Genomic DNA, 18,053 nt, shown 5'->3' with positions numbered 1-18,053 from the left:
GGCCGACCGGTGTCAGGCGAAGCCGGTGCCGACGAGGTCGAACCCGCGGCCGACCAGCTCGGCGAAGCGGGCCGGGTCGTCGTCCGGGGACCAGCTGAGGAAGGCGGTCATCAGCACCGCCGCGGCCGTCTCGCCGACCAACCGGGCGCTGAAGGGGTCGTCGGGCAGCTGGGCGCCGACCCAGCCGTCGATCGCCTCGCCGACGTGCCGGTGCGCGGTGCGGTGGTAGGCATCCAGCTCGGGGTCCCCGACCAGCCGCCGGCGCACGGCGAGCACCTCCTCCTGCCGCGCCACCAGGGCCAGGCAGACCTCGCGCAGCGCCGGCCAGACACCGCCCGAGGTGTCGGCGCCGGCCAGCAGCGCGGCCAGGGCCTCGGCGTCGTCCGGGTGCGGGTCGAAGAGCGCAGCGGCCTTCGTCGGGAAGTGGTTGAAGAAGGTGCGGCGGGAGACCCCGGCCGCCACGGCGACGTCCTCCACCGTGACGGCGTCGAAGCCCCGTTCGCTGACCAGCGCCAACGCCGCTGCCTGGACGGCGGCCCAGCTGTCGCGGCGCTGCTGCTCACGGACCGGCGTCGGCACGCCGCCCACGCTAATCGAGCAGGCGCTACGGTGACCACGCTCACGTTGCACTCAGTGCACCCAATACGACGTGCCTCCGACGAGGCCCGGAGGAGATCCCCATGACCACCCCCACCTCCCGCCGTCTCGAGGGCAAGGTCGCCCTCGTCACCGGGGCCGCCCGCGGCCAGGGCCGCGCGCACGCCGTCCGGCTGTCCGCGGAGGGCGCCGACGTCATCGCCGTCGACGTCTGCGCCCAGCCGGCCACCACGCACTACGCCGGCGCGACCGCCGACGACCTGGCCGAGACCGTGCGGCTGGTCGAGGCGCAGGACCGGCGGATCGTGGCCCGGCAGGCCGACGTCGCCGACTTCGCGGCGCTGTCCGCGGCGGTGTCCGAGGGCGTCGCCGAGCTCGGCCGGCTGGACGTCGTCGTCGCCAACGCCGGGATCTGCTCGGCCGGCAACAGCTGGGAGATCACCCTCGAGCAGTGGAACGAGACGGTCGCGGTCAACCTGACCGGCGTCTTCCACACCGCCAAGGCGACCATCCCGACCCTGCTCGAGCAGGGCACCGGCGGGTCGATCGTGATCACCAGCTCGGTGGCCGGGCTGCGCGGGCTGCCGTTCCTGTCGGCCTACGCGGCGACCAAGCACGGGGTCGTGGGGTACGCGAAGTCGCTGGCCAACGAGCTGGCCCAGCACAACATCCGGGTCAACACCGTGCACCCGCACGGCGTGGCCACCGGCATGACCGTCGACGACCTGGGCCCGCTGATCGCGGCGAACGCCCAGACCCTCGCACCGATCTTCATGCAGGCGCTGCCGGACCAGGTCTCCCAGCCCGAGGACATCGCGAACGCCGTCGCCTTCCTCGCCTCGGACGAGGCCCGGCACATCACCGGCATCCAGCTGCCCGTGGACCTGGGCACGCTGATCCGCTGACGCGGGGGCCGCGCCGCCCTCAGCCGAGGGCGGCGCGGGACTCCTCGGCGAGGGCGGCGACGGCCTGCTCGAAGCACGACGCCGGCGGCTGCACCAGACCGGCGCCGACCTGGCCGGTGCCGGCCACCCGGCCGGCCATGCCGGTGTTGATCTGCGGCAGCCAGCCGGTGCGGGCCACCGACAGCACGTCGATGCCGGTGGGGGCGCCGCGGAAGCCCAGGATCGGCACCTGCATGGCCGGGTTCTCCTGCAGGGTGATCTGGTACATCCGCTCGGTGGTGGCCAACGCGTCGGGCACGGTGCCGCCGACGAACCGGACGATCGCCGGGGCGGCGGCCATGCAGAACCCGCCGACGCCGTAGGTCTCCATGATCGCGGAGTCGCCGATGTCGGGGTTGGCGTCCTCGGGGCCGTAGTCGCCCAGGAACAGCCCGACCGGGGTGTTGGCCGGCGCGGTGAACCAGCGGTCGCCGGTGCCCGCCGTCCGGACGCCGAACTCGGTGCCGTTGCGGGCCAGCGTCGTCACCATGGTCGAGCCGGGCACGTGCCCGACGGCGTCCATGGCCAGCTTGGCCGTGGGCATGCCCAGGTTGAGGAAGAAGTGCTCGTTGCCGCCGATGAAGCGCAGCACCTCGGCGATGTCGTCCTTGGGCGCGTCCACGGCGACGATCGAGGGCGACAGCTCGCGCAGGGTCATCAGCGACCCGGCCCGGTTGCGGTTGTGCCCCTCGTCGCCCATCTGCAGCATCTGCGCGAGCACGCCGGTGACGTCCAGCGGCTCGGGCCGCGAGCGGACGGCGGCCTGCAGGATCGGGCCCATCACGTCGGTCATCCAGTGCAGGCGGGTGACCACCTCGGGGCCGTAGGCGCCCATCCGCAGCACCTTGCCCAGGCCCTCGTTGAGGTTGGAGAAGGCCTGCCGGCCGTCGGTGGGGTCGGTCAGGCACCACATCCACATCGACGGGCTGGTGACGCCGGCCATCGGGCCCACGGTGCGGTGGTGGTGGCAGCTGTCGAGCGCGACGCCGCCGGAGGCCAGCAGCTGCTCGGCGGCCTCGGGGGTGTCGGCCCAGCCCTCGAACAGGCAGGCGCCCATCAGCGCACCGCGCATCGGGCCCGAGGCGGTCTCCCAGCTCAGCGGCGGGCCGGAGTGCAGCAGCGTGCGCCCGGTGAGCCCGATGACCTCCGAGGCGGGGGCGACGTCGGTGAGGGTGGACCGGCTGGCCAGCACCCGCTCCACGGCGACCCGGTTCGCGGCGGCCCGGCGGGGGTCCAGCGCGAGCTGGGTGAGGTCGTCCGCGGACCCGATCGTCGGGGGCCGCCACTCCACGTCGGTGACGGCCGCACCCTGGGCGCGCAGCGCGTCGGAGAACACGTCGACCCCGGCGGCCACGACGGCCGGCGGTCCGCTCAGCAGGTTGGTCACTTCGAAGCCCCGATCAGGTCGATCGCGTACCGGGTGGCCGCGGAGTTGGAGGCGAACACGTGCACGCCGGCCGCGGCCAGCGCGTCGGCCTGCCGGGACCACCCCTGCGGGTCGCCCTCGGTGCCGACCAGCGCGACCACGACCGGGAACGGCAGGTCGCGGACGGCGGGGACCAGCGCGGCGGCCGGGTCGGGGTCGGCCCCGTACCCGAGGACGACGTCCAGCAGCAGGACGGCGGGCTCCCCGCCCGCGGCGAGGCCGGCGATGGCCTCCAGCCGCAGCGTGGGGTCGATCATCGGGTGCGCGCGGCCCACGGTGAGCGCGTCGTCGCCGAAGTCGACGACCACGTGGCCCGTCGCGCCGAAGTCGGCGCCCAGGTCCAGCTCCGGGCGCAGCGGGGTGTTGCTGCGGACGTCGCCCAGCGCGGGCGCGGCGACCAGCATGGCCTCGTCGGCCAGCGTCCCGCCGGAGTAGAAGCCCTTGAGCACGGCACCGGCCGGGACCGCGCGGTCGGCGCCGGCGCGGGTCGGCCAGGTCGGGACGTCGACGCCCATCTCCTGCAGCAGCGCCTCGACGGAGGCGGTGAGGTCGGGGCTGGCGGCGCTCAGCGCGGCGCTGGAGAACGGGGTGCCCAGCTCGGCGGCCGTCCCGGCGACCTGCTCGGCGACCTCGGGTGCCGGGGGCTTGCTGACCAGCAGCACCCGCTCGGTGGCGGCGTCGCCGTCCAGCATCCGCAGCGCGTCCAGCGTGGCCAGGCCGCCGACGGCGGCCGACAGGTCCCGCCCGCCGACGCCGAGCACGTGGCTGACACCCACGCCGGCCATGTCCAGCAGGCAGCTGACCTGCTGGGCACCGGTGCCCGACGCCGCGACCAGGCCGACCGGCCCGGGCCGGACGACGTTGGCGAAGCCGAGCGCGACGCCGGAGACGATCGCCGTCCCGCAGTCCGGGCCCATGACCAGGACCCCGGCCTCGTGCGCGGCCCGCTTGAGCGCGATCTCGTGCTCCACCGGGACGCCGTCGGAGAAGACCAGCACGCTGCGGCCGGCGGCGACGGCGTCCATGGCCTCGGCGACGGCGTACGGGCCGGGGACGCTGATGATCGCCAGCGGGGTCTCCTGCTGCTCGCCCAGGGCGAAGCCGACCGTGCGCGGCGGGATCGCGTCGGCCGAGCCGCGCTCCTCCCGGGCGGTCAGCGCGGCGTCGACCGCGGTGATCGCGGCGGCCAGCTCGGCCTCGTCGACGGCGCGCAGGGCGATGAGCAGCTGGTCGGGCTTCGCCCCGGCGTCGGGCGACAGGCCCATCCCGGCGGCGAGTTCGAGGTTCAGCGGGGTGGCCATCGCGACCAGGACGGCGGTGACGCCGTCGCGGCCGCCGACCGCCTTGCTGACCTGCATCAACTTCACCGAGTCGGCGTACACGCCGCTGCGGAGGGAGACGTGCCGGGCGTCGGTGGGGTCAGGTGCGGAGCCGCTCACAGTGGCGCACGCTACCCCGGAAGTACCTCAGCGGTGAGAGAAATGTGGTGGCAACATCACGGGTACGAAGATTTAGCGCTGAGGTACTTCCGCAGTGTCGGTGGTCGGTGTCACAGTGGCCGCTCCCGGCGGGATCGTGCTCGCCGGGCAGGGTCCGCGGCCCGTGGTGGCCGCACCGAGCAGGAGGAACATCAATGGCGTTCGGGTGGAAGCTGTACGGCGACGGGAAGACCCCGCCGCCCGGCGAGGCCGTGGCCCCCGACGAGCGGCTCTCGTGGCCGTTGACGGTCGGCATCGGTGCCCAGCACGTGGTCGCCATGTTCGGTGCCACCTTCGTCTTCCCGCTGATCATGGGGCTGGACGCCAACCTGGCGATCATGATGAGCGGGATCGCGACGATCGTCTTCCTGCTCATCGTGCAGGGCAAGGTGCCCTCCTACCTGGGCACCTCCGCCGCCTTCGTCGGCGGCGTGGCCGCGGTGCGGGCCGGCGGCGGTGACTCCGGCGACGTGGTCGGCGCGATCCTGGTCTCCGGTGTCGTGCTCGCGCTCGTCGGCCTGGTCATCCAGCAGGCCGGGCCGGTCGTGGTGAACAAGGTGCTGCCCCCGGCGGTCACCGGTGCCGTCGTGCTGCTGATCGGCTTCAACCTGGCCCCGGTCGCCGCGCAGACGTACTGGCCCCAGGACCAGTGGGTCGCCCTGGCCACCATGGCCTTCGTCGTCGTGGTCTCCCTGGCCCTGCGCGGCTTCTGGTCGCGCATCTCGATCCTGCTCGGCCTGGTCTTCGGCTACGTGCTGTCCCTGGTGCTCGACGCCCTCTCCGGCCCGATCACGGCGCCCGACGGCGCCGGTGTGGTCAGCGCGCACGACCGGGTCAACCTCGACGGCGTCGGCGCGGCCGACTGGTTCGGCTTCCCCACCCTCACCGCCCCGAGCTTCTCGGTGAACTTCTCGCTGCTGGTGCTGCCCGCCGTCATCGCCCTGATCGCCGAGAACGCCGGGCACGTCAAGGCCGTCGGCGAGATGACCAAGCGCAACCTGGACCCGGTGCTCGGCCGTGCGGTCTTCGCCGACGGCGTCGGCACGGTGCTGGCCAGCTCGGTCGGTGGCTCGCCCACCACCACCTACGCGGAGAACATCGGCGTCATGGCCGCCACCCGCGTCTACTCCACGGCCGCCTACTACGTGGCCGCGATCGTGGCCATCGTGCTGGGCCTGGTGCCCAAGTTCGGCGCGGTCGTCAACGCCACCCCGGGCGGTGTGCTCGGCGGCATCACCGTCGTCCTCTACGGGATGATCGGTCTGCTGGGCGCCAAGATCTGGAAGGAGAACCGGGTCGACTTCGCCAACCCGATCAACCTGGTGCCGCTCGCGGCCGGGATCATCATCGGTGTCGGCAACGTCAACCTGCAGTTCTCCGACAACTTCTCCCTCGGCGGCATCTCGCTGGGCACGATCGTGGCCGTGGTCGGCTGGCACGTGGCCCGGGCCCTCGCCCCCCGGGAGATGAAGGAGTCCCTGCTGGCCGAGGACGGCTTCCGGCACGGCACCGGGCCGGCGCTGGGCAACACCGGGGCGCACGACGCCGCCGGCAGCGCCGACCCCTCCACGCTGGACCAGCAGACCGGTACGCAGACGATCGAGAGGGAGACCCGCAACCCGTGAAGCCCGCGCCCTTCGGCTACGCCGACCCCACCTCGCTCGACGAGGCGCTGACCCTCCTCACCGAGGACGGCGCCAAGGTGTTGGCCGGAGGGCAGTCGCTGCTCCCCCTGCTGTCCATGCGGCTGGCCTCCCCGGCCACGCTGGTGGACATCAACCGGATCCCCGGCCTGGACTCCGTCGTCGTCACCCCCAGCGGTGACGGCGCTGGGGTCCGGGTCGGGGCCCTGGTCCGGCACGTCGAGCTGCTGCACCACGCCGAGGCCGCGCAGGTGCAGCCGCTGCTGGCCCGCGCGACGTCCAACGTCGCCCACCCGGCCATCCGCAACCGCGGCACCACCGTCGGCTCCATCGCCCACGCCGACCCCTCGGGCGAGATGACCTCCGTGCTGGCGCTGACCGGTGGCTCCGTCACCGTCGCGACCCCGGCCGGCTCGTCCGCCGTCGGCTGGGCCGACTTCTTCGTCGGCCCGCTGGAGACCTCGGTGCACGGCCCCGCCGTCGTCACCGAGGCCTTCTTCCCCGCGCTGCCCCCGCGCACCGGCACCGCCTTCGAGGAGGTGTCCCGCCGCAAGGGCGACTACGCGGTCTGCGGCGCCGGCGTGACCGTGACCCTCGACGAGGACTCGAGGGTCACCTCCGCCCGCGCCTCCTACATCTCCGTCGGCCTCGTCCCCGAGGTGCACGACCTGACCGACGCCGTCGTCGGCCAGTCCGTCGACAGCGCCGACTGGACCGCCGCCGGCGCGCTGGCCCGCACGCTCGTCGACCCCGACGGCGACCTGCACGCCAGCGCGGACTACCGCCGGCTGCTGGTCGGCGTCCTCACCGAACGCACCCTCGCCCGCGCCGCCCAGGAGGCACAGAACCGATGATCGTCTCCACCGAGCGCACCATCTCCGTCACCGTCAACGGTGTGCCACGTGAAACCACCGTGCCGGCCCGCCGGCTGCTGTCCGACGCGCTGCGGCACGACCTGCAGCTGACCGGGACGCACGTCGGCTGCGAGCACGGCGTCTGCGGCGCCTGCACCGTGCTGGTCGACGGCACCCCGGTGCGGTCCTGCCTGGTGCTCGCCGTCCAGGTCGACGGGAAGGCGGTCACCACCGTCGAGGGCCTGGCCCGCGACGACGGCCGGGGCGGGGAGATCCTGCACCCGGTGCAGGAGGCCTTCCGCGAGTGCCACGCCCTGCAGTGCGGCTTCTGCACCCCCGGTTTCCTCATGACCATGGCGGCCGGGCTCGAGGCCCGCGACCGCAGCACGGACATCACCGAGGACGAGGTCGACGAGATCGTCGGCGGCAACCTCTGCCGGTGCACCGGCTACGCCAACATCAAGAAGGCCTGCCGGCACGCCGCGGGCCTCATGAAGGAGGCCGCGGAGTGACCACCAAGCTGATGGGCGAGCCGGTCCGCCGGCGCGAGGACCTGCGGCTGATCACCGGCCGCGGCCGGTACACCGACGACATCGGGCACGGCGCCGCCGCTGCGGCCTTCGTCCGCAGCCCGTACGCGCACGCCCGGATCCTGGGCATCGACGTGGACGCCGCGCTGGACGTCGAGGGCGTCATCGCCATCTACACCTACGAGGACCTCGTGGGCCCGATGGCCGAGCCGCTGCCCGTGCTCATCCCGCACCCCCAGCTCACCGCCCCGCGCACCGGCTTCCCGCTGGCCCGCGACGTGGTGCAGCACGTGGGCGAGGCCGTGGTCATGGTGGTCGCCACCGACCGGTACGTGGCCGAGGACGTCTGCGACCGGATCACCGTCTCCTACGAGGAGCTGCCGGTCGTGGTCGGCGTGGACGCCGCCCGCGCCGCCGCCCACGCGGTGCACGAGGACGTGCCCGACAACGTCGCCGCCCGGCACCACCAGGAGACCGGGGACGTCGAGGCCGCCCTGGCCGCGTCGGCCCGCACGCTGAGCTTCACCCAGTACATCGAGCGCAGCGCCTGCATGCCCATGGAGGGCAAGGGCGTGCACGCGGTGTGGAACCACGACGACTCCTCGCTGCGGGTGCACACCTCCACCCAGGCCTCCACCTCGGTGCGCGCGGCGATCGCGGCGAAGCTGCAGCTGTCGCTGGAGAAGGTCGAGGTGATCGCGCCCGACGTGGGCGGCGGGTTCGGCGTCAAGATCGTGCACCCGTGGCCCGAGGAGCTGCTGGTGCCGATGGCGGCCATCGCGCTGGGCCAGCCGGTGCACTGGGCCGAGGACCGGCGCGAGCACTTCATCTCCTCGGCGCACGAGCGCGAGCAGCGCCAGGAGATCACCGTGGGCTACGACGACGAGGGCCGGGTGACCGCCCTCGACGTCCGGGCCTGGCACGACAACGGCGCCTACACGCCCTACGGGATCATCGTGCCGATCGTGACGGCCACCCAGCTGGTGGGCCCGTACGCGGTCCCGGTCTACCGGGTGCGCATCGACAGCGTCTACACGAACACGGTCATCGTGACTCCCTACCGCGGCGCCGGTCGCCCGCAGGGCTGTTACGCCATGGAGCGCACGATGGACCGGATCGCCCAGGACCTGGGGCTGGACCGCGCCGAGGTGCGCCGCCGGAACCTGATCCAGCCCGACCAGTTCCCCTACGACCACCACCTGACGTTCCAGGACGGCCGGCCGGTCATCTACGACTCGGGCAACTACGAGGGCCTGCTGGACAAGCTGGTCGCCCTGGTCGGCTGGGACCGCGCCGAGGAGCGCCGGGCCGAGGCCGCCTCCCGCGGCAAGCAGCTGGGCATCGGCATGGCGATGTACGTCGAGGGCACCGGCCCCGGCCCCTACGAGGGCGGCCACGTGCAGGTGCTGGGCAGCGGCAAGGTGCTGGTCTCCACCGGCCTCACGTCGCAGGGCCAGGGCCACGAGACCGCGTTCGCCCAGATCGTGGCGCACGAGCTCGGCGTCCCGATCGAGGACGTCGAGGTCACCACCGGCGACACCCGGCGCTTCGGCTACGCGGTGGGCACCTTCGCCTCCCGGGCGGCGGTGATGAGCGGCAACGCCATCGCGCTGGCTGCCCGCGGCGTCCGGGCCAAGGCGCTGCGGATCGCCGCGGACGTGCTGGAGGCCGACGTCGACGACCTCGAGATCGACGAGGGCCTGGTGCAGGTCAAGGGCACGCCCGGGGCGTCGATCCCGCTGCGGACCGTGGCCGTTCTGTCCAACCCGCTGCGCTACGCCTTCGACGAGGCCGCCCGGCAGGCCACCCAGTTCGCCGGCCCCGGCGACGACAGCAAGCCCCCCGTCGCGGTCGGCGACGCCCCCGGCCTGGAGCACGTCGACTACTACTCCCCCATCCGGTCCACCTTCGCCTCCGGCGCGCACGCCGCGGTGGTGGAGATCGACCCGACCACCTGGGAGATCGACGTCGTCGACTACGCGGTGGTCCACGACTGCGGCAACATCATCAACCCGATGATCGTCGAGGGCCAGGTCCACGGCGGGGTCGCCCAGGGCGTGGGCGGTGCCCTCTACGAGCGGATGGCCTACGACGGCGACGGCCAGCTGCAGAACGCCTCGTTCATGGACTTCCTCATGCCCTACGCCAGCGAGGTCCCCGACGTGGTCATCGACCACCAGGAGACCCCGTCCCCGCTCAACCCGCTCGGGCTCAAGGGCGCCGGCGAGGCCGGGGTCATCCCCGGCACCGCCTGCATCGCCTCGGCGATCGAGGACGCCGTCGGCCGCCGCATCGCGGCCATGCCGATCAGCCCGACCGAGCTCTACGACCTGGTCCGCAACCCCGACGCCGAGCGCGTCCCCGCCGCACCCACTGGAGTCCCCGCGTGAAGCTCGACGGCACCGCCACCCTGTCCGCGCCCCCGGCGGAGGTCTGGGCGGCGATCACCGACCCGGCCGTGCTGGCCCGCACCATCCCGGGCTGCCAGGGCCTGGAGCGCACCGGCGAGGACGAGTACGCGATGACCGTCTCGGTCGGCGTCGGCGCCATCCGCGGCGTGTACGCCGGCGAGGTCAAGCTGACCGACAAGCAGGAGCCGACCCGCTACGTCATGCACGCCTCGGGCTCCGGCGGTCCGGGCTCCGTGCGGGCCACCGTGCCGATCACCCTGGAGGCCGTCGACGGCGGCACCAAGCTGACCTACGACGCGGACGCCGTCACCGCCGACCTCGGGCCGCTGGTCGAACTCGCGCAGCTCCAGCTGTCCCACCTCGACCGCGCGGCGCAACCGGGTCTCCACCAGAGCCCGCTCGGCGTCGGACACCCGTAGCAGGGACGGCGGCACCGGCTCGCTCACGAGCAGCATCCTGGCAGCCGCCGGGCACTGCGCTCCACCGAGTGCGGAAGGAGAGCGGCCAGAAGGTTCTCGTGACCGTCCTGGCTCAGCACTCGACGGCGGCGACCCGTGGGCAGCGCCGTCCGCCGCGCCACGGTGCCGGGCCGGTGCGACCGCGGTGGGTCAGCCGTGCCAGCTGTCCAGCAGGTGCCGAGCCGCCGCGACATCTCCCTGGGCCATCGCGCGGACAGCGGCGTCGACGGCGGCCCGCGCCGACTCCGCCCGCTGACGTGTCCCGGTGCGCNGCTCGTGAGCGAGCCGGTGCCGCCGTCCCTGCTACGGGTGTCCGACGCCGAGCGGGCTCTGGTGGAGACCCGGTTGCGCCGCGCGGTCGAGGTGGGACAGCTGGAGCTGCGCGAGTTCGACCAGCGGGCCGCGCTGACCTGGGCGGCCCGGACCCGGGGCGACCTGGACGCCGTCACCGCCGACCTCGGGCCGCTGCCCCCGCCCGAGGTGACCGCGGCGTCCCGGCAACCCGCCGTCCGCGGGGAACGCCGGCCGGTGTTCAGCGACACCGGCGGCGGCACCGCGATGCGGGTGCTGGCGATCATCTGGGCCTGCGTGTTCTCGATCAACGTCGTCACCTGGGCAGCGGTGAGCCTGGGCACCGGCGACCCGGCGTTCCCGTGGCCGCTGTTCGTGCTGTCCCCCGGCGTCGTCCTGCTGACGCTGTACCTCTGCGGCATCGGACGACCCCGGACCTGACGTCTCGACGGGTGGAGTGGCTCCACCTGGTGCAGGGTGACCGGAGCACACCCACCCGACTCGGAGGTCCAGACCATGGGCGACTCGCTCCGGAACGCACTCAGCGACATCGTGACGTTCCTGCCCAAGCTGCTGCTCGCGGCCATCATCCTGGTGGTGGGGTACTTCATCGCCAAGGCGTTGGAGAAGCTGCTGGTGAAGGTGCTCGAGAAGGTCGGCTTCGACCGCGCCGTCGAGCGCGGCGGCATCAAGAGGGCCCTGCAGAACAGCTCGTACGACGCCTCGCAGATCCTGGCGAAGATCGTCTTCTACGCGGTCATGCTCTTCGTGCTCTCCACCGCCTTCGGCGTCTTCGGCCAGAACCCGATCAGCGACTACCTGTCGGCGATCATCGGCTACCTGCCCAAGGTCTTCGTCGCGATCCTCATCCTGGTCATCGCCGCGGCGATCGCGGCCGCGGTGAAGCTCGTGGTGCAGAACTCGCTGGGTTCGCTGGGCTACGCCCGCACGCTGGCCACGGCCGCCTCCACGGTGGTCCTGGCGCTGGGCGTCATCGCCGCGCTGAACCAGCTGGAGATCGCCCAGAACGTGGTGAACGCCGTCCTGTACGCCGTGCTGGTCGCGGTCGTGGGCGTCGTCGTGGTCGCCGTCGGCGGTGGCGGCATCGTGCCGATGCGGCAGCGCTGGGAGAACGCGCTGAGCAAGGTGGAGGCCGAGGCCCCCAACGTCCGCCGCGAGGCCCAGCAGGCCCGGCCGGCCGGCGAGGTGCTGCAGGCCGAGGCCGACCGCTTCGCCGCCGAGCGCCGCCGCGCCGAGGAGGAGCGCCAGCGCGCCGAGCTCGAGCGGCAGCAGGCCGAGCGGGCGGAGGCCGAGCGGCAGCAGGCCCAGCGGGCCGAGGCCGAGCGGATGGCGGCCGAGCGGGCCGCCGCCGAGCGGGCCGCGCAGCAGCAGGCCGCCGCGCCGCAGGCCTACGGCGCACCGGTCCCCGAGGCGCAGGGCTACGACCAGTCCGGCTACCAGCCGACCCAGGCCTACGACCCGCAGTCGCTGACCGGCGACCCGCAGCAGTCCGGCTACGGGCGGCCCGCCGCCCAGCCGTACGGGACGCAGGACCCGTACGGGACGCAGGACCCGTACGAGGCGCCGTACGAGACCCAGGCGCCGTACGAGGCCCCGTACGACGGCCAGGCCGCGGACGACGTCCAGCCCGGGGAGCAGCGGTACGACGAGCAGTACGGCCAGCCGCAGCCCTGGTCGACCGGGTCCACCGCGGCCACCGCGGCGCCGGACCCGCAGCAGGCCTACGACAGCCCGCCGATGCCCACCGAGGACCCCTACCGCCTCGAGGAGCAGCAGCGCACCGACGAGCCGGGCACCGCCCAGCTGCCCCGGATCACTGACGAGGACCTGCCGCCGAACCAGGACGACCGCCGCTGACGGGAACACCCCGCGCTCGAGGTGCGCTGCCAGGTGGCATGTCGAAGACCTGGTTCATCACCGGTGCATCGCGCGGCTTCGGCCGCGCGTGGACCATCGCCGCCCTCGAGCGCGGGGACTCCGTCGCCGCCACCGTCCGCGACACCGCCTCCCTGGAGGACCTGGTGGCCCGGTTCGGCGACCGGCTGCTCCCCGTGCAGCTCGACGTGGACGACCGGACGGCGGTGTTCGCCGCCGTCGAGCGGGCGCACGCCCACCTCGGCCGCCTGGACGTCGTGGTCAACAACGCCGGCTACGGCCAGTTCGGGATGGTCGAGGAGATCTCCGAGGCCGAGGCCCGCGCCCAGTTCGAGACCAACGTGTTCGGCGCGCTCTGGGTCACCCAGGCAGCGCTGCCGTTCCTGCGCGAGCAGGGCTCCGGGCACGTGCTGCAGGTGTCGAGCATCGGCGGGATCTCCGCGTTCCCGAACATCGGCATCTACAACGCGTCCAAGTGGGCGCTGGAGGGCTTCTCCCAGGCGCTGGCCGCCGAGGTGGCCGACTTCGGCATCCACGTCACGCTGATCGAGCCCGGCGGGTTCGACACCGACTGGCCCGGCGCCTCGGCCAAGCACGCCACCCCGAACCCCGCCTACGACGAGTTCCGGGTGAAGGCCGCCGAGCAGCGCAAGGCCCGGGTGTCCTCCCCCGGCGACCCCGAGGCGTCCGCCGCCGCCGTCCTGCAGCTCGTGGACATGGACACCCCGCCGCTGCGGGTCTTCTTCGGCAGCGCCCCGCTGGCCATCGCGACCAAGGACTACGAGTCCCGCCTGCAGAGCTGGAACGACACCCAGCACTTGGCCGAGCTCGCCCAGGGCTGACGGTCCCCCCGTGATCATGGGGTTGTCGCCCACCGACGCGCCGGGGACGGCGTGTCCAGCGGGCCGCAACCCCATGATCACCGCGGGCAGGGGCTAGCCGAGGGCGGCGTACACCGCCGTGGCGTAGGCGGCCGAGCGCTCGGAGCCGATGATGCCGGGGCCCATCCGGTTCATCACGTAGCTGATGGTCAGCCGGCGGTCCAGGTCCATGACGATCAGCGAGCCGCCCCAGCCACCCCAGAAGCAGACCCGGCCCTCCGGGATGAACGGCAGGGTCTGCGGCACCGGCAGCCCGTAGCCGATGCCGAACCGCAGCGGGACGCCGAGCACCAGGTCCACGCCGTCGCTCTGCTGGTCGAAGACGAGGTCGATGGTCTTCGGCGACAGCAGCGCCCGGCCGTCCACGGTGCCGCCCAGGCTCAGCACCCGCAGCATCGTCAGCAGCCCGACGGCGGTGGCGTGGCCGTTGGCGGCCCCGATCTCGGCGCCCTGCCAGCCGGCCGTGTTCGCGTCGTTCGCGTCCGCCACCGGCCCGGTGAACGTCCGGACGACGGGGCTCGTCGGGTCCATCGCGGCCAGGTCGAACGGCAACGGCGGCGGCGGGACGACGGGGGCCACCCGGGACCGGTCGGCCTCCCGGCAGCCGATCTGCACGTCGGCGCCCAGCGGTCCGGCCAGCTCGGTCGCCACGAAGTCGGTCAGCGACTGCCCGGTCACCCGCCGGATCACCTCGCCGACCAGGTGGCCCTGGTTCAGCGCGTGGTAGCCCGACGCGGTGCCCGGCTCCCACCAGGGCGCCTGCGCGGCGAACCGCTCGGCGGCCGCGGCGGTGTCGTAGAGGTCGGCGACCACGGCGGGCTGGTCGAGGCCTGAGACGCCGGAGGTGTGCGACATCAGGTGCCGCACCTCCACGCCGGCCTTGCCGTTCTGCGCGAACTCCGGCCAGTACTCGGCGACCGGCGCGTAGACGTCGAGCAGCCCGCGCTCCACGCAGAGCAGCGCGGCCAGGCTGGTCACCGTCTTGGTGCACGACCAGACGTTGACCAGGGTGTCCGCCGTCCAGGGCGTCGTCCGGGCCTCGTCGCGCCAGCCGCCGTGCAGGTCGACGACCCGCTCGCCGTCCAGGTCGACGGCGATCGCCGCGCCCAGCTCCTCGCCGCTGTCCAGCTGCGCGGCCAGCGCCGTCCGCACGCCCTCGAAGCGCGGGTCGCAGTCCCCGGTCACATCCATCCAGACCTCCTCGTCCGAGCGGTCCGCACGGGCCGCGCACGGAGGAGACCACGGTCACACCCCCCAGGACCAGGCCCGGTGGCGCACCGTCGATCAGGGGGGTGCGCCGGAGTCCGTCCTCCTGCAGCAGCTCTGGTGCAGGAGGACGGAATTCCCGGCACCCCCCTGATCAACGCTGGGGGGAGGAGGGGGTCAGCGGCGCGAGCGGGCGGGGCGGCCGATGAGGCCGGCGGCGGCGTCGGCCAGCAGGGACCCCACCGTCTCCTCGGCGTCCGAGCGGTTGGCGCCGATGCCGCCCGACGGGCCGCGCTTGGCCCAGCCGACGACGTAGGTGCCCACCGGCGCACCGGTCACCCGGCCCGCCTCGTGCGGCACCCGGCCGGCCTCGTCGTCGAAGGGCAGCCCGGGCAGCTCGGTGCCGCGGTGGCCGATCGCCCGCACCACCAGCTCGGCGGGCACGGTCGTCGTCCCCTCGGTGCCGGTGAAGGTGATGCCCTCGACCTGCTCGTCGCCGACCACCTCCTCGGCGGCCAGCCCGAAGGCGAAGACGATCCGGCGGCCGGGCTCGGGCGGGGCGGCCAGGTCGTCGTCGAACCGGTCCAGCCCGGCGAACAGCTCGCCCAGGCTGCCGGGCGCCGCGCCGTCGGGGGCCTTGCCGGTGAGCACGGTGCGGACGCCGTCCAGGTGGGTCAGCGCCCGCAGCTCCGACCGGCTGCAGGCCGCCGCGTCGGCACCGCGCCGACCGACCACCACGACCTCGCGCAACGCGCTGGTGCGCAGCGCAGCCAGCGCCGCCGGCGAGGTGGCCGTGCCGGCCAGCCGCCCGGCGTCCCCGGCGAGCATCCGGGCCACGTCCAGCGCCACGTTGCCGGTGCCGACGACGACCACCCGCTGCACCTGCGACAGGTCCACCGGGGCCGCCTCGGGGTGGCCGGTGTACCAGTTGACGACCTCGCGGGCCGAGACGCTGCCGGCCAGCTGCTCGCCGGGCACACCCAGCGCCTTGTCGCCGGCCGCGCCGGTGGCGTAGAGGACGGCGTCGTAGCGCTGCGCCAGCTCGGCCGGGGTCACGTCGCGGCCGACCTCGACCCCGGTGCGCAGCGTGACCCGGGGGTGCCGGAGGACGGCGGTGGTGTGCTCGAGCACCCGGCGGGTGCCCGGGTGGTCGGGGGCCACGCCGTAGCGGGCCAGCCCGCCCGGGGTGTCCAGCCGGTCCAGGAAGGTCACCCGGGCCTCGGTGGCCCGCAGGATCGACTGCGCGGCGTAGACGGCGGCCGGACCGGTGCCGACGATCGCCACCTCGAGCCGGCCGATCGCCGACAGGTCGACGGTCGGGAAGCGCGGGGCGTCCCATACCGGGGCGGCCGGGGCGTCGGGGCGGGTGAACCAGTCGGCGTTGACCTGGGCGTAGACCTGCTGGTCGGCGCGCAGCACCCAGGTGGGCGCGATCGCGTCGACCGGGCAGGCGTCGGCGCAGGCCCCGCAGTCGATGCAGGTGGCCGGGTCGACGAAGAGCGTCTCGGTGTGCCCGAACTCCGGCTCGTCCGGTGTCGGGTGGATGCAGTTGACCGGGCAGACCGAGACGCAGGAGGCGTCCGAGCAGCAGTTCTGGGTGATCGCGAACGCCATGGCGGGCCGGCCTCAGATCATGTGCAGGCGGCGGTAGATCGCCACCGCGGGACCGGTGAGCATGCCGCACTCGCCGAGGAAGGCCATCAGGTGCCGGCTGCTGGTCCGCATCATGGCCTGGTGGTGCTTGTTGCCGGCGGCCTCGCGCTCGGCGCGGTCGGCGTCCAGGCCGGCGGCGGTGTAGACGTCGCGGTGCACCAGGTTGGTCACGACCACCGAGGTGACGATCGCGATCAGCAGGGCCGAGGAGCGCACCCGGGCCCGGGACGCCCCGACCAGCGACTCGCGCATCTCCTGGCGGGCGTAGGTCATGTGCCGGGACTCCTCGACCACGTGGATCCGGCTCGTGGTGCGGATCATCGGCAGGACGTCCTCGCCGCGCATCCAGTCGCGCTGCATGACGTCGAGCACCTCCTCGGCCACGAGGGCGGCGCCGAAGGCCCGCTCGGCACCGGCGAAGGTCTTGAAGAACCGGCCCAGCTCGATGCCGCTGCGCTTGGGCGAGTACCCGGTCGCGCCGAGCTTCTCGCAGGCGCGGGCGAACATGATCGAGTGCCGGCACTCGTCGGCGATCTCGGTCAGCGCGAACTGGAAGTCCTTGCGCGTGGTGTCCCCGGCGTAGTGCTCGCGCAGCAGCATCTGCTGCAGGATCATCTCGAACCAGATGCCGGTGCTCATGATCGAGGCGACCTCGTGGCGGGTCAGCGTGACCCGCTGCTCCTCGGTCATCTCGTCCCACAGCTTGGTGCCGTACAGCGTGCTCCACTCGGGGTTCAGGCCGTGCAGCCCCTCGCCGAGCGGCTCGTCCCAGTCCACCTCGGTGGCCGGGTCGTAGGACAGCTGGGCGGCGGAGTCCAGCAGCCGGGCGGAGACCGCCTCGCCGTCCCGCTCGTGCGCGCTGAACGCGGCGCCGAGGTGGTCGGTGGTCGGGTTCGGCAGGGTGCTGGTCATGGCTGGCGTTCCTCCGCAGTCGGGGAAGAGTGCGTGTAACCGTCGGTCACGTGTAACAGCATGACGGACGGCGCCGGTACCTGCAACCCCACGACACGGTGTCAGCCCAGCGTGCTGGCGATGCCCCCGACGCGGCCCAGCTCGTCGAAGCGCACGGTGACGACGGCGCCGGGGAGGGACAGCTCCACCTCGGTGCCGTCCGGCGACCACCGGGAGGCCAGCGGGCGCGCGGCGGCGTAGGCGGCGACGGCGCGCCGGTGGTCGGTCAGCAGGGGTGCGGCCATCAGCCCCTCGCTGAGCACCCGGACCACGCGCACCCCCTCGGGTGCGGGCAGCACGAAGGAGGGGTGCTCCAGGAGGAACGCCGCCCGGGTGCCGCCACCGACGGGACCGCTGTACCCGGCCCACCGACCCGCCGCGGCCTTGGCGGCGTCCATCAGCACCGCGCCGGCGACCAGCGGGTCGTCGGCACCGGGGACGTCGGCGAAGCCCACCTCGGGCTCGACGAGCTCGCGGACGCCCTGCTGCTGGCCGAACCCGCGCAGCCAGCGGGCCAGGTCGGTGACGTCGTCCGACCAGCCCTGGGAGGTGGCCCAGGACCACAGCCAGGACCGCGGACCGGGCGCCGCGGACCCGAGCAGGTGCACCCGGGCGCAGACCAGGTCCTCGGTGTGCTCACCGGTGCCGCCGCCGAAGACGAACCGGCCGGCAGCGAGGTCGACGTCCCAGCGCCGGTCACCGATCACCTCGGCCAGGTGCAGCTGGGTCTCGAAGGACAGCAGAGCGGCGTCGTCGCACAGGTCGGCCAGGGTCAGCGTCACACCGCCACCCTGCCAGGGCGGTGTCGCCGAACCCTTCCGCCGGAGATGTCTC

The 18,053-nt window shown here is 73.7% G+C and carries 15 protein-coding genes and 2 pseudogenes; 9 read left to right on the top strand and 8 right to left on the bottom strand.

Translation table 11 applies throughout. From position 1 onward, the window contains the following. Window positions 1–12 precede the first annotated feature (12 nt). On the bottom strand, window positions 13–579 hold the full coding sequence (locus LFA75_RS12230) for a TetR/AcrR family transcriptional regulator; helix-turn-helix transcriptional regulator (RefSeq protein WP_225233913.1): 567 nt from the start codon (window positions 577–579) through the stop codon (window positions 13–15). Window positions 580–680: 101 nt separating this feature from the next. Between LFA75_RS12230 and LFA75_RS12225 the strand changes: the two genes are divergently transcribed. Further along, window positions 681–1,502, top strand: coding sequence for a mycofactocin-coupled SDR family oxidoreductase (locus LFA75_RS12225; RefSeq protein ID WP_225233912.1), 822 nt, complete (start codon window positions 681–683; stop codon window positions 1,500–1,502). Between the two features lie 19 nt (window positions 1,503–1,521). Here the strand turns inward: LFA75_RS12225 and LFA75_RS12220 are convergent, their stop codons facing one another. Both LFA75_RS12220 and LFA75_RS12215 read right to left on the bottom strand, forming a co-directional pair. Continuing rightward, window positions 1,522–2,928, bottom strand: coding sequence for a YlbE family protein (locus tag LFA75_RS12220; protein WP_225233911.1), 1,407 nt, complete (start codon window positions 2,926–2,928; stop codon window positions 1,522–1,524). Continuing rightward, the gene (locus LFA75_RS12215) at window positions 2,925–4,406 is read right to left on the bottom strand and encodes an FdrA family protein (RefSeq protein ID WP_225233910.1); all 1,482 of its coding nucleotides are present in this window, start codon (window positions 4,404–4,406) and stop codon (window positions 2,925–2,927) included. The genes LFA75_RS12220 and LFA75_RS12215 overlap by 4 nt, the downstream gene beginning before the upstream one ends. 194 nt (window positions 4,407–4,600) lie before the next feature. Here LFA75_RS12215 and LFA75_RS12210 point away from each other — a divergent pair, with 194 nt between their 5' ends. From LFA75_RS12210 to LFA75_RS24100, 5 genes and pseudogenes are all read left to right on the top strand, one after another. Further along, on the top strand, window positions 4,601–6,070 hold the full coding sequence (locus LFA75_RS12210; RefSeq protein WP_225233909.1) for a uracil-xanthine permease family protein: 1,470 nt from the start codon (window positions 4,601–4,603) through the stop codon (window positions 6,068–6,070). After that, window positions 6,067–6,942, top strand: a complete 876-nt coding sequence (locus LFA75_RS12205) for an FAD binding domain-containing protein (protein WP_225233908.1) — start codon at window positions 6,067–6,069, stop codon at window positions 6,940–6,942. The genes LFA75_RS12210 and LFA75_RS12205 overlap by 4 nt, the downstream gene beginning before the upstream one ends. Beyond that, complete coding sequence (locus LFA75_RS12200) at window positions 6,939–7,454, top strand: (2Fe-2S)-binding protein (RefSeq protein WP_225233907.1); 516 nt, start codon at window positions 6,939–6,941, stop codon at window positions 7,452–7,454. Before LFA75_RS12205 ends, LFA75_RS12200 begins: the two co-directional genes overlap by 4 nt. Further along, on the top strand, window positions 7,451–9,862 hold the full coding sequence (gene cutA / locus LFA75_RS12195) for an aerobic carbon-monoxide dehydrogenase large subunit (protein ID WP_225233906.1): 2,412 nt from the start codon (window positions 7,451–7,453) through the stop codon (window positions 9,860–9,862). Before LFA75_RS12200 ends, cutA begins: the two co-directional genes overlap by 4 nt. Further along, a pseudogene (locus LFA75_RS24100) lies at window positions 9,859–10,140 on the top strand (SRPBCC family protein); the annotation flags it as partial. The gene cutA and the pseudogene LFA75_RS24100, both read left to right, overlap by 4 nt. Window positions 10,141–10,251: 111 nt before the next feature. Here LFA75_RS24100 and LFA75_RS24095 read toward each other — a convergent pair. Then, window positions 10,252–10,338: pseudogene (locus tag LFA75_RS24095) on the bottom strand (hypothetical protein); the annotation flags it as partial. Window positions 10,339–10,617: 279 nt separating this feature from the next. Between LFA75_RS24095 and LFA75_RS12180 the strand changes: the two are divergent. The 3 genes from LFA75_RS12180 to LFA75_RS12170 all read left to right on the top strand — a co-directional run bounded on the left by LFA75_RS12180 (window position 10,618) and on the right by LFA75_RS12170 (window position 13,370). Then, window positions 10,618–11,073: a DUF1707 SHOCT-like domain-containing protein gene (locus tag LFA75_RS12180; protein ID WP_225233905.1), complete on the top strand. Its 456-nt coding sequence runs from the start codon at window positions 10,618–10,620 to the stop codon at window positions 11,071–11,073. 75 nt (window positions 11,074–11,148) lie between these two features. Then, a complete protein-coding gene (locus LFA75_RS12175) occupies window positions 11,149–12,510 on the top strand; it encodes a mechanosensitive ion channel family protein (protein WP_225233904.1) in 1,362 nt (453 codons plus the stop codon). A gap of 38 nt (window positions 12,511–12,548) precedes the next feature. Beyond that, complete coding sequence (locus tag LFA75_RS12170) at window positions 12,549–13,370, top strand: SDR family oxidoreductase (protein WP_225233903.1); 822 nt, start codon at window positions 12,549–12,551, stop codon at window positions 13,368–13,370. 93 nt (window positions 13,371–13,463) lie between these two features. Here the strand turns inward: LFA75_RS12170 and LFA75_RS12165 are convergent, their stop codons facing one another. The 4 genes from LFA75_RS12165 to LFA75_RS12150 form a co-directional block, all read right to left on the bottom strand. Continuing rightward, a complete protein-coding gene (locus LFA75_RS12165; protein ID WP_225233902.1) occupies window positions 13,464–14,600 on the bottom strand; it encodes a serine hydrolase domain-containing protein in 1,137 nt (378 codons plus the stop codon). A gap of 192 nt (window positions 14,601–14,792) precedes the next feature. After that, window positions 14,793–16,229: an FAD-dependent oxidoreductase gene (locus LFA75_RS12160; RefSeq protein ID WP_225233901.1), complete on the bottom strand. Its 1,437-nt coding sequence runs from the start codon at window positions 16,227–16,229 to the stop codon at window positions 14,793–14,795. Window positions 16,230–16,241: 12 nt separating this feature from the next. Continuing rightward, complete coding sequence (locus LFA75_RS12155; RefSeq protein WP_225233900.1) at window positions 16,242–17,180, bottom strand: AurF N-oxygenase family protein; 939 nt, start codon at window positions 17,178–17,180, stop codon at window positions 16,242–16,244. Between the two features lie 101 nt (window positions 17,181–17,281). Next, window positions 17,282–18,001, bottom strand: a complete 720-nt coding sequence (locus tag LFA75_RS12150; protein WP_225233899.1) for a DUF6882 domain-containing protein — start codon at window positions 17,999–18,001, stop codon at window positions 17,282–17,284. Window positions 18,002–18,053: the final 52 nt, after the last annotated feature.

The organism is Klenkia terrae (genome assembly GCF_900491935.1).
Classification (GTDB): domain Bacteria; phylum Actinomycetota; class Actinomycetes; order Mycobacteriales; family Geodermatophilaceae; genus Klenkia; species Klenkia terrae.
The sequence above is the reverse complement of the archived record's forward strand: the minus strand, read 5'-3'. Positions and strand labels throughout refer to the sequence as shown.

Coding starts and splice junctions, on each gene's coding strand:
- LFA75_RS12225 (WP_225233912.1), top strand. CDS start 681: ATGACCACCCCCACCTCCCGCCGTCTCGAGGGCAAGGTCGCCCTCGTC.
- LFA75_RS12210 (WP_225233909.1), top strand. CDS start 4,601: ATGGCGTTCGGGTGGAAGCTGTACGGCGACGGGAAGACCCCGCCGCCC.
- LFA75_RS12200 (WP_225233907.1), top strand. CDS start 6,939: ATGATCGTCTCCACCGAGCGCACCATCTCCGTCACCGTCAACGGTGTG.
- LFA75_RS12175 (WP_225233904.1), top strand. CDS start 11,149: ATGGGCGACTCGCTCCGGAACGCACTCAGCGACATCGTGACGTTCCTG.
- LFA75_RS12170 (WP_225233903.1), top strand. CDS start 12,549: ATGTCGAAGACCTGGTTCATCACCGGTGCATCGCGCGGCTTCGGCCGC.
- LFA75_RS12165 (WP_225233902.1), bottom strand. CDS start 14,600: ATGGATGTGACCGGGGACTGCGACCCGCGCTTCGAGGGCGTGCGGACG.
- LFA75_RS12160 (WP_225233901.1), bottom strand. CDS start 16,229: ATGGCGTTCGCGATCACCCAGAACTGCTGCTCGGACGCCTCCTGCGTC.
- LFA75_RS12155 (WP_225233900.1), bottom strand. CDS start 17,180: ATGACCAGCACCCTGCCGAACCCGACCACCGACCACCTCGGCGCCGCG.